The organism is Aeromonas sp. R1-1 (assembly GCF_040908495.1).
Taxonomy (GTDB): Bacteria; Pseudomonadota; Gammaproteobacteria; order Enterobacterales; family Aeromonadaceae; genus Aeromonas; species Aeromonas veronii.
Map to the genome: position 1 here is coordinate 1 of NZ_JBFODV010000223.1, position 9,630 is coordinate 9,630.

Consider the following 9,630-nt stretch of genomic DNA (forward strand, 5'->3'; position numbering starts at 1 on the left):
CGTTGAAATACAGAACCCCCGATGCGGTACATAGGGGGTTCTGAGTAGAGAAATGCTAGTTGAAAATGTGTAAACCTATTTCAGGACTAGACAGGAGCAACCACGCACTCGCACTGGCTGCGATATTGCCCGCAGCCTTATTCGCGCCACTGGCCGCCACTCATCACCCGTTCGATAGCAAACGTCCGGTCGTGCACCAGCAGCAGATCCGCATCCTGCCCAACCCCGATACGCCCCTTGCTGCCAAGCCCCAGCGCCTGCGCCGGATTGCTTGTCACCACGGCCAACGCCCTCTCCAGCGAGACACCAAGCCGGATCGCGCGCACGCACTGCTGCCACAGGCTGGCAATCTGGCCGCAGCGCATCTCGATTAGCCGCCCTTCGCCATCAAAGCGCGGCAGGCTGGCGTTGGCATCCGAGCTGAAGGTGATGCGATCGGCAGGCACACCGGCGGCCAGCAGCTCGACGAGCGCATCGGCGGCAAGCCGCTCGCCATCCTCCAGCAGATCGGGAAAGCTTGAGGTGGTGAGGTCGACCCAACCTCCCGCCTTGCCCCACTCGATGGCCTCGGCAAAGAGCCAGGGGTTGCGGTTGCAGTGAGTGGGATAGAGTTGGCGCAGCGGAATGTCGGTCTCATCGCGCAGGGCCCTCAGGGGCGCCAATGCCCCCTTGCCATCCCCGACATGGAAGAAGCTGACCCCGCTCTTGCCCGCAAGCAGCCCTGTCACCCGCGCCTCGCTGGCAAGTCTGGCCAGCTCATCGTGGGTCGGCGCACTGGATCTGTGGTCACTGATGGCTACCTCCCCCACCCCCAATACCTCGGGGATCAGGATTATGTCCGACTCCACCGTGCCGGTCAGGGTCTTGACCGGCAGATGGTAGGAGCCGGTATACATAAAGGCGCTCACCCCGGCGGCGCGAAACTCGCGCACCTTGCCGAGCACCTGCGCGGGAGTGCGGGTCAGGCTGTCGGTGCCAAGCGCCGCCACCAGGGTAGTGACGCCGGCCTTGAGCGCCTCGCTCGCCGCCAGCTCAGGGGTGCGAAAGGCAAAGCCCCCCTCACCGCCGCCGCCGGTGATATGGGCCAGCGGATCCACCAACCCGGGCACCAGATAGCGGCCACGGCCATCGGCCCTGTGCAGCGGCCAGTTTGCGGGCACCGTCAACCCCTGGCCCATCCAGGCGATACGGCCATCAGCCACCAGCAGATCCTGCTGGCCAAGGTGGGTGGGGCTGAAGATCTCGGCTCCCTCGATCAGGGTCAACATGGCGATCCTCCTTGCACGATTGTCGCTTGTCCAATGAAAAGAGAGGGAGCAAGCTCCCTCCCCCCGTCAACCACCATATATATCGTACTTGAAGTACTTCTGGTTGATCTGCTGATAGGTACCATTGGCACGCAGGGCCTTGATCGCCTCGTCCAGCTTGCCCTTGAGCTCCTTATCACTCTTGCGCACGGCGATCCCCATCCCATCACCAAACCACTGGCGATCGGTCAGGGCAGGCCCCACATAGTCGAACTTGTCGCCCCCCTCTTTGCCAAGGAGCCCCTGCTCGATGGCAGAGGCATCGGCCAGCAGGGCCAGCACCCGACCCGCTTTCAGATCGAGATAGGCCTCATCGGCATTGCCGTAGCGGACTATGGTGACATTCGAGCCAAAATTGTCGGTCAGGTACTTGTCGTGGGTGGTGGCACGCTGCACCCCGATGCGCTTGCCCGCCATGCCTTCCGGGGTCAGCGTCAGCTCGGTCCCCTTGGCCGCCACAAAGCGATTGGGAATATGGGCATATTTCTCGGTGAAATCGACCTTCTGGCGCCGCTCGTCGGTGATCGACATGGCGGCAATGATGGCGTCGTATTTGCGCGACAGCAGGGCCGGGATCATGCCGTCCCAATCCTGCGCCACCAGCTCGCACTTGACCGCCATCTGCTGACACAGGGCGTTGGCGAGATCGATATCAAACCCCTTGATCTCGCCCGACGCATCGGTCCAGGAGAAGGGCGGGTAGGCCCCCTCCACCCCGAAGCGCACGGTTTTCCACTCCTTGGCCATGGCGGGGGTAGCCAGCAGGCTGGCAACAAACAGGGCTGAGAGGGTCAGTCTGATCTTCATCATGTGTACTCCATTACATAAAAAGCGCACAAGCGCGGACAAGGCACCGCAGGCGAATGCATGCGATGACCAAAAACGGCAAAATCTGGATGAGCGAGATCACGCCCGAGCGGGCGTCAGTGAACTGCTCCAGGGGTTCGATCTATTCGCCGAACCACTCGGAGAGATAGAAAGGCTTGAAGTAGAAGGCCAGAAAAAAGCCTCTGGCTTTGCGCATCATGGTGGTTTGTCGCGTCCTGTGACAAAGATGGCAATCACCTTAGCACGCCCGAATTTTGCCCGGCAAGAGGCAGCCGCCAGGCAGTAGCAAAATCCCGATCATGGTCAAGGCAGGCGGGATCCGTTAGGCTCGAAGCACCTTGCCATCCCATAACAGACACACAGCGACCGATGAATTTTCTGGCCCATCTCCATCTGGCTGCCCACACCGGAAGCTCCCTCACCGGCAATCTGCTCGGCGATTTCGTCAAAGGCACGCTGCCCACGGGGCTTGCCGCCCACTTCGATGAGGGGATCTGGCTGCACCGCAAAATTGACGCTTTCACCGACAGCCACCCCGAGCACAAGGCGGCCGTCGCCTGTTTCGAGGCCCCCTGGCGCCGCTTTGGCGCCATAGTGGTGGATATGATCTACGACCACTGGCTGAGCCTGCACTGGGGACTGTTCAGCACCGAGCCCCTGCCCCGCTTCCTGCAACGCAGTTATGAGCAGCTATTGGCGGATCACCCACGCCTGCCGGACGGACTGCCACTCCCCCTCAAACGGATGGCCGAGCAGAACTGGATCGCCTCCTACCGCCACAGGGAGGGGCTGGGGCAAGCGCTAAATGGCATAGGTCGCCGACTGCGCCGCCCGGTACAACTGGGAGAGGCGCTGCTGACCCTCGATGAGTCGCAGTGGCAAACATGCGAGGCGGGATTTCTGCGCTTCTATCCCGCGCTGATGGACTTTAGCCAGCAGCAACTGGCCCAATATCGGACAGCCCAAGGGGCACAGTGACCCCTCTGGATAGAGCTGCTTCCCCATAAAAAACGCCCCTTGCGGGGCGTTTGTCATCAGTTGGCTTCGTCTTTCTTTTTGCGAATGCTTAAGCCCAGCTCCCGACCACGCAGTCGGGCGTAATAGATGGTGCCGACAAAGGCGAGAGTGGTGAAGACCAGCTCCACCACCGCCAGCCACCGCTCCCCCTCATCCGTGGTGATCAGGGTGAGGGCGTGCAGGAAATAGGGCATCAACACGAAGTTGCCCCAGGCGTGGGTGTAGGGGTTGCCCTGCACGATTCCCTTGAGAGGGAAGAGCAGCGGCACCGTCCAGATCACCGGCAGCAGCCAGGGGTTGAGGTCCGGATGGGGCGACAGCCACAGATGCCAGAGGATGACCCAGCACAGCAGACCGAAGAAGCCGACCAGAGTCAGCCAACGTGCGAAGCGGGTGCTCACTTGAGGATCTCCAGCACCTGCTCCGGCGGGCGACCAATGCGGGCCTGACCATTCTTGATGACAATTGGGCGCTCGATCAGCTTGGGATGCTGGTGCATGGCGCGAATAAGGGCATCACCGCTGACATCGTCCAATCCCAGCTCCTTGTAGAGGTCCTCCTTGGTGCGCATCAGCTGGCGGGGATCGCTAAAACCGAGCAGAGAGAGCAGGTTGCGGATCTCATCTTCGCTCGGGGCCTGCTCCAGATAGAGCACCACATCAGGGGCGATCCCGTGCTGTTCCAGCAGGGCCAGGGTTTCGCGACTCTTGGAGCAGCGCGGATTGTGGTAGATTTGGGTCTCGCTCATGGTAACTCCCTGATTAATCGCAAGATGGGACTAGAAACGGCGCTATTGTAGGGGAAAGTGATGGTCAGGGTAAGCGGCAGTGGAAAGGAATTGAAACGAATTTGTTGGCTGATTGTGGCTGGCCTGCTGGGCGCCTGCACACCCGCCCCCGAATTTACCGATGCAACAGGGCAGTCGGTCAGCCTGCGCCACTTTGCCGGCAAGCCGATGCTGATCAACTACTTCGCCCCCTGGTGCGCCCCCTGCCTGCGGGAGATGCCGCGCCTCAACGGGCTGGCAGCGGAGGGCCAGATCACAGTGGTGGCCATCAACTACGACCCGACCACGCCAGCAGAGCTGAACAAGCTGGCTGCGCAGTATCACATCAAGGTGCCGCTCCTTATTGCCAATGAAGATGCCAGGCTCCCCTTCCCTCGCCCAAGCGGCCTGCCCACCAGCTATCTGCTCGATAGCGAGGGCAAGCTCAAGCAGACGCTGGTCGGCGAGCTCGACCAGCAGCAGATCGAGATGCTCAAGGCGACCGCCAGCAGCCTGAGTCACTAGCCCATCGCTGCTATCACCGTCCCCCACATCAACGCCACCGCCATAAACACAAGGGCGCACCATAGTGCGCCCTTGTTTGATATGTTTCGTTAGCCCTTGAGGCTGTCGAGATCCTTCTTGGCCCGCTCCAGCTCGGTGATGCGCGCCTCCAGACGAGCCAGGGTCATCCGGTCGCTGGTGGTACCGCGCGCCACGATCAGCTCGTCGATGGCAGCCTGATAATCCCCGCGCAGCGCGAGCATCTCGGCCCGCGCCATATGTAGCTCGGTCATTCTGCCCGCCTTGCGATAGGCATCGGCCAGCAGGTTCCAGGCCAGATTGTTCTCCTCATGCGCACGGGCATAGGGGTCGAGGATGGCGATGGACTTCTTGTAGTTGCCGCTCTCGAGGTAGGCGTTGCCGAGGTTGACCACCACCACTTCGTTATCCGGCATCCGGCTGCGGAACTTCTCGAGGCGCGCGATGGCCTGAGCACTGCGCCCCTTGGCCAGATCGATGTCGGTCTGGGCATCGACGATAAAGAGATCTTCCGGATGACGGGCCGCCAGCTCCTGCATCAGGGTATCCGCCTCGTCGGTGCGCTTGAGCTGGATCAGCGCCAGCGCCTTGCCATAGATGGCGGCATCCTTGAGCGGGTAATCCCCCTTCTGGATCCGGCTATCGAAGTAGCTCAGCAGCCCCTGCGGGGTATCGGTACCAAAACGCACCTGAATCCGCACCTTGGCCAGCCAGAAGTCGAGGCTGGGCGGCAAGTCACGGCGGCCATAGCTACCCGCCCGAGCGCGGGCCTCGCTGATCCGGGTCTCCGGCAGCGGGTGAGTGAGCAGCATTTCCGGCGGCTTGCTGGCGTAACGGTATTCGGCAGCCAGTTTCTGGAAGAAATTGGCCATCCCCATGGGGTCGAAACCGGCATCATAAAGCGTCTTCATGCCGATGCGATCCGCTTCATATTCGTTGTCGCGGGTGTAGTTGATGGCCGACTGCATGGAGAGACCCAGCGTAGTCTGCAGCGCTGCGATACCGGCGGTCGGGTTGATCACCGCCAGCGCGATGGAGCCCACCAGACCGGCCAGGGTCACCGCCGAGCTGCTCGCCTGCGCCTCCATATAACGGGCGATATGGCGCTGGGTCACGTGGGTGATTTCGTGGGCCAGTACCGAGGCCAGTTCGCTCTCGCTGTCGGCGTAGAGGAATAGACCAGTGTGCACCTTGACTCGCCCGCCGAGGAAGGCGGCCGCGTTGATGCTGGGATCATTGATGAGGAAGAAGGTAAACGGGAAACGCACCCCATCGGCGTTGGTCAGCAATCGCTGACCCAGATCATCAATGTACTGGCTCAGCACCGGATCATCGATGATCGGCAGACCCGCACGGGCAAAGCGCATAAAAGCGTTGCCGTAACGCACTTCCTGCTCGATGGGCAGGGCAGCAACCCCGGCCGTGCCGATGTCGGGAAGCTGATTGTTGGCCTCGGCATGAAACGTGGCGCCCATCAGGGAAGCCAGCAGGGGAAGCGATGCCATCAGGGGGGAAAAACGTGCCACGTTATCTCTATCTCCATCAGAAAGGGCCTCGGCAGAATACCCTTGCCCATCAAGGGCTACAAGCGTTGTTTCATGCTCTTATCACGGCCATAATAGCGGCCACCTGCCTGATGGAGCCCCCATGGAAATTCTCGACCTGACCCCCTGGCGTTGCCCCGAGCCACTGATCCGGCTCAAGCTCTGGTTAAGGGGGGCCAAAAGCGGTCAAACCGTCACCATCCGGCTGGCCGATGCGGGCTCCCGGCAGGATATTCCGGCCTATCTGCACCGTCAGGGCCACCATGTCGAGATGCAGCAAGAAGCGGACAAAACCCTCTCTTTGCAGTTGGTTGTCGGGGCGAAACAACCATCTTGAGCCCCAGTGATGTAAGGATGCAGTCATGTTAGAAGTATTGAAGCGCTGGTATCAGACCCGTTTTTCCGATCCCGATGCCGTTACCCTTTTCCTGTTGCTGGTGTTCTGCTTTGCCATCATCTGGCTGTTTGGCGATCTGCTGGCCCCCCTGCTGGTGGCGCTGGTAATGGCCTATCTGCTGGAGTGGCCGGTCGCCCGGCTGCAAAAAGCGGGGCTGTCGCGCACCCTGGCCACCAGCGTCATTCTGATCCTCTTTATTGCGGTAGCAGTCGCCTCCTTGCTGGGTCTTATCCCGACGCTGGTCAGTCAGGGGATCAATCTGGCCAAAGAGGCGCCGGCCATGCTGACCCACGCTCAGGATTATGTGCGCACCCTGCCTGACAAATACCCCGAGCTCATCGACGTCAGTCTGGTGGAGACCGTCATCGACAATATTCGCCAGCGCATCCTCAGTGGCGGCGAGCATCTGGTAAGCGCCTCCCTCAGTTCGCTGGTCAACGTGGTCGCCATCATGATCTACCTCATTCTGGTGCCGCTGATGGTCTTCTTTATGCTCAAAGACAAGCGGGTACTGATGGGCAGCCTGCGCCGCTTCCTGCCGCGCAACCGCACCCTGGTCAACCGGGTGTGGGTCGAGATGAACAACCAGATCATCAACTACATCCGCGGCAAGGTGATCGAGATCCTCATCGTCGGCATCGCCACCTATGTTCCCTTCGCCCTGATGGGACTGCGCTACTCGGTGCTGCTGGCGGTCGCGGTCGGCTTCTCTGTGCTGATCCCCTATATCGGCGCCGCCGTGGTGACCGTACCGGTAGCCATGGTCGCCCTGTTCCAGTGGGGGCTCACCCCCGAATTCGCCTGGCTGATGGTGGCCTATCTGGTCATTCAGGCCCTCGATGGCAACCTGCTGGTGCCGGTGCTTTTCTCGGAGGCAGTCAACCTCCACCCGGTGGCCATCATCATCGCCGTGCTGGTCTTCGGCGGCTTGTGGGGATTCTGGGGAGTCTTCTTCGCCATTCCCCTCGCCACCCTGGTCAAGGCGGTGATCAATGCCTGGCCAAAACGTGAAGAGATGCCCAGTGCCGCAAAATAACCTGCTTCCCCTGCAATCGTGACAACGGAGTGTCCATGACCTTTTTTCGTCAAATCAGAGCGGCAGGGCTGACGGCCCTGCTCCTCGCTGCCGCCATGCCAGCGCGTGCCGATATCGATCTTGGCGCCATGGATCTGCTCACCAGCGACAGCCCTACCAGCCCGGTGCCACAGGGCTTTGTCGCCGGTGCGGCGCTCATCGGGGGACAGGCCCGTTATGAAGCGCAGGACAACGCCCTCTACGCCATCCCCGGCTTTATCTACTTCGGCGACCAATTCATGTTTCTGGGGGATCGGGCCCGCTACTACTTCCACAAGGATGAGAAGATCGCCCTGTACGGCTATGGCCGGGTCCGTTTTGGCAATCTGGATCCCGAGGACTCGCCCGCTTTCAGTGGTATGGAGCAGCGAAAATGGCAGCTGGAAGGCGGGATCGGTGGCAACATCATCACCCCCTACGCCCTGCTGACCGTGCGGGCCAACAGCGATGTCACCGGCCGCAGCAAGGGGCAGGAGCTGCTGCTGTGGGCCGATTTCCCCATCCTGCGTGACAACCTGCTGATCATGCCGGGGATGGGGCTGATGCTGCGCAGCGACAAGATGGCCAACTACTACTTCGGCGGCATCTCCGAGAGCGAGGCAACCGCCCTGCGGCCCGCCTGGGATACCGGTACCACCCTATCCCCGATGGCGGCCCTCATCACCAGTTACCGCTTCAGCCCCAACTGGATTGGCATGTTTGCCATGAACTACGAATGGTATGATCGGGACATCAAAAACAGCCCCATCGTCCAGCACGATGGCGAGCTCTATGCGGGTTTTGCGCTGGGCTATATCTGGTAACAGTTATGAGTCTTGAACCGTGAGACACGACCAAACAAAAGGGAGCCCTCAGCTCCCTTTTTCACGACCATCATCAGGCTGGTAGTACAGCCTGCTCAAGCTGCCAATTCAGGCTTACAGCGCCGCCAGAAACTCGGTCAGCTGCTGATTGACGAAGGCCGGATTTTCCAGCGACGAGATGTGGCCAGCCATCGGGATCTCCCTGAACGGGCAACCCAGCACCTCGGCCATCAGATAGCCCTCCAGCACCGGACGGGCCTTGTCCTCGCAGCCGGTCATCACCAGCGCGGGAGTGGTGATCTCCTCCAGCCACTCGATACGATCTTCGCGGGTCACAAAGCTGCGGCCCACCGCCACCATGGCGGCAATCTTCTCGTTTGGCCAAGCGGCCAGACGCGCCTTGAAACCACTCATCAGCGCCTCATCAGGCTGGCTGGCAAAGAAGATAGGCGCCACCTGTTCGATGATGGGGGCAGGAATTGAACCAAGCTGCTCGATCGCAGCGAGCATGCCGAGGTAGCGCTCGCAGGTGATCTGCGGTTCCAGGCCGACAAAACTGTCCATCAGCACCAGACCCTTGAGGCGGTTTGGCACCATGCGCGCCAGCTCCACACCCCACATGCCGCCGATGGAGAGGCCCACCAGTACGAACTCCTCAATGCCGAGGGCATCGAGCAGCGCCAGGTGATCCCGCGCCAGAGTCGCCAGGGTGCAGCCACCTTCGGGGAGCAGGTCGGAATCACCGTGGCCCCACAGCTCGGGAACGATGCAGCGATAGCTGCCCTTGAGCGCCTCGATTTGCGGCGCCCACATGGCGCTGTCCCACAGATAGCTGTGGCCAAACAGCAGTACCGGCCCTTGCCCTTCATCCAGATAGGCCATCCGGCGGCCCGCTATCTCCATAAAATGCTTCATGTTATCTCCTGTTGCCAGCGATGGGCGGGCAGTGTATCACGTCCCCCTTGGCAGGTGACGCCTCCCTGGTGCAAGCTGGCAGTGACTCAAAGAAGTCACCCATGAAAGGATGCCAAAAGGAGAAGCCCATGGCGAAGGAGAAGAGCAAGAAGCGGCCACGTCTGGACAAGAAGTGCTACGAGCACCACCTTGCCCATCTGCAGGAGGAGCTGGTCAAGCTGCAGGAGTGGGTCAAGCAGGAGGGACTGAAGGTGGTGGTGCTGTTCGAAGGACGGGACGCCGCCGGTAAAGGGGGCGTCATCAAGGCGATTACCGAACCGCTCAACCCCCGGGTCTGCCGGGTCACGGCGCTGCCCGCCCCCTCCGATCGGGAGCGCTCCCAGTGGTACTTTCAGCGTTATGTGGCCCACCTGCCCGCCGCTGGCGAAATGGTGC

11 protein-coding genes and 1 pseudogene are annotated in these 9,630 nt (G+C 61.1%); 6 read left to right on the forward strand and 6 right to left on the reverse strand.

The window, feature by feature from the left end:
• Positions 1-137: 137 nt before the first annotated feature.
• Together iadA and AB5Y92_RS15045 are read right to left on the reverse strand one after the other, a co-directional pair.
• On the reverse strand, positions 138-1,268 hold the full coding sequence (iadA, locus tag AB5Y92_RS15040; protein WP_368227055.1) for a beta-aspartyl-peptidase: 1,131 nt from the start codon (positions 1,266-1,268) through the stop codon (positions 138-140).
• A gap of 66 nt (positions 1,269-1,334) precedes the next feature.
• Positions 1,335-2,114, reverse strand: a complete 780-nt coding sequence (locus AB5Y92_RS15045) for an ABC transporter substrate-binding protein (RefSeq protein WP_026034932.1) — start codon at positions 2,112-2,114, stop codon at positions 1,335-1,337.
• Between the two features lie 390 nt (positions 2,115-2,504).
• On the opposite strand from AB5Y92_RS15045, the gene AB5Y92_RS15050 reads away from it, so the two are divergent.
• Positions 2,505-3,113, forward strand: a complete 609-nt coding sequence (locus tag AB5Y92_RS15050; protein ID WP_257696969.1) for an ACP phosphodiesterase — start codon at positions 2,505-2,507, stop codon at positions 3,111-3,113.
• Positions 3,114-3,169: 56 nt separating this feature from the next.
• On the opposite strand, the gene AB5Y92_RS15055 is transcribed toward AB5Y92_RS15050, so the two are convergent.
• Positions 3,170-3,553, reverse strand: a complete 384-nt coding sequence (locus AB5Y92_RS15055) for a DUF2069 domain-containing protein (protein ID WP_005352922.1) — start codon at positions 3,551-3,553, stop codon at positions 3,170-3,172.
• Positions 3,550-3,900, reverse strand: a complete 351-nt coding sequence (arsC, locus tag AB5Y92_RS15060) for an arsenate reductase (glutaredoxin) (RefSeq protein ID WP_139747411.1) — start codon at positions 3,898-3,900, stop codon at positions 3,550-3,552. Before arsC ends, AB5Y92_RS15055 begins: the two co-directional genes overlap by 4 nt.
• Positions 3,901-3,960: 60 nt before the next feature.
• Here arsC and AB5Y92_RS15065 point away from each other — a divergent pair, with 60 nt between their 5' ends.
• Complete coding sequence (locus AB5Y92_RS15065) at positions 3,961-4,443, forward strand: TlpA family protein disulfide reductase (protein ID WP_368227056.1); 483 nt, start codon at positions 3,961-3,963, stop codon at positions 4,441-4,443.
• 89 nt (positions 4,444-4,532) lie between these two features.
• On the opposite strand, the gene AB5Y92_RS15070 is transcribed toward AB5Y92_RS15065, so the two are convergent.
• Entirely contained in the window at positions 4,533-5,987 is a 1,455-nt protein-coding gene (locus AB5Y92_RS15070) for a M48 family metalloprotease (protein ID WP_005333848.1), read from the reverse strand.
• Between the two features lie 121 nt (positions 5,988-6,108).
• On the opposite strand from AB5Y92_RS15070, the gene AB5Y92_RS15075 reads away from it, so the two are divergent.
• From AB5Y92_RS15075 to AB5Y92_RS15085, 3 genes are read left to right on the forward strand one after another with little or no spacing between them, the layout of a single operon-like run.
• A complete protein-coding gene (locus AB5Y92_RS15075) occupies positions 6,109-6,342 on the forward strand; it encodes a sulfurtransferase TusA family protein (protein ID WP_139462173.1) in 234 nt (77 codons plus the stop codon).
• Positions 6,343-6,367: 25 nt separating this feature from the next.
• Positions 6,368-7,438, forward strand: a complete 1,071-nt coding sequence (locus tag AB5Y92_RS15080) for an AI-2E family transporter (RefSeq protein WP_064339944.1) — start codon at positions 6,368-6,370, stop codon at positions 7,436-7,438.
• 35 nt (positions 7,439-7,473) lie between these two features.
• Positions 7,474-8,280: a MipA/OmpV family protein gene (locus tag AB5Y92_RS15085; RefSeq protein ID WP_257687979.1), complete on the forward strand. Its 807-nt coding sequence runs from the start codon at positions 7,474-7,476 to the stop codon at positions 8,278-8,280.
• A gap of 114 nt (positions 8,281-8,394) precedes the next feature.
• Here the strand turns inward: AB5Y92_RS15085 and AB5Y92_RS15090 are convergent, their stop codons facing one another.
• Entirely contained in the window at positions 8,395-9,195 is an 801-nt protein-coding gene (locus AB5Y92_RS15090) for an alpha/beta fold hydrolase (RefSeq protein WP_368227057.1), read from the reverse strand.
• A 128-nt stretch (positions 9,196-9,323) separates the two neighbouring features.
• Here AB5Y92_RS15090 and AB5Y92_RS15095 point away from each other — a divergent pair.
• Positions 9,324-9,630 (forward strand): annotated as a pseudogene (locus AB5Y92_RS15095) (polyphosphate kinase 2); the annotation flags it as partial.